Origin of the sequence: Micromonospora sp. URMC 107 (genome assembly GCF_051386315.1) — a bacterium.
Lineage (GTDB): Bacteria > Actinomycetota > Actinomycetes > Mycobacteriales > Micromonosporaceae > Micromonospora.
The window spans coordinates 1-244 of record NZ_JBPQTK010000346.1; the positions used below are offsets into that span (position 1 = coordinate 1).

The following is a 244-nucleotide window of genomic DNA, read 5'->3' on the forward strand; positions in this document are numbered from 1 at the left end:
GTGCGGGAGTGGTGCAGGAGTTGGCGGAAGGTGTGGTGGGGGTGGATGTCGACGGCGAGGGGGAGGGTGTTGACGAAGAAGCCGATGAGTTTTTCGGCGTCGGGGTCGGTGCGTCCGGTGAGGGGGGTGCCGATGACGACGGGGTTTTGTGTGGTGTAGCGGTGGATGAGGAGTTGGAAGGCGGCGAGGAGGATGCCGAAGGGGGTGGAGCCGGTGTGGGTGGCGAGGGTGTGCAGGGTGGTGG

At 66.4% G+C, this 244-nt stretch carries 1 protein-coding gene; it reads right to left on the bottom strand.

Annotation, left to right across the window (positions count from 1 at the left end; all coding sequences use genetic code 11):
- On the bottom strand, nucleotides 1–244 hold a 244-nt coding region (locus ACSNN9_RS28795), incomplete at both ends, for a condensation domain-containing protein (protein WP_436676435.1).